Below are 256 nucleotides of genomic sequence, written 5' to 3' on the forward strand. Positions count from 1 at the left end.
CGTGTTTTTTCTCTGTTGAGCCCCGGAAGTTTCCGACAAGCAGGGCGTAATCCGTGTTTTTTCTCTGCTGAGCCCCGGAAGTTTCCGACAAGCGGGGCATAATCTACATTTTTCTTCTACTATGTCCCGAAGATAAAACCATCCGCAATGAGCCGCATCTCGGCATAAGTAAAGACAGCGAATTGTGCGCAAGCGCCCATCGCTGTCTTCACTATGCCTATGCGCGGCTCATTGCTCGCGTAACTTTCCATTTATT

Origin of the sequence: Clostridium sp. AM34-9AC (genome assembly GCF_003480225.1) — a bacterium.
In the GTDB taxonomy this organism is placed as follows: domain Bacteria; phylum Bacillota; class Clostridia; order Lachnospirales; family Lachnospiraceae; genus Acetatifactor; species Acetatifactor acetigignens.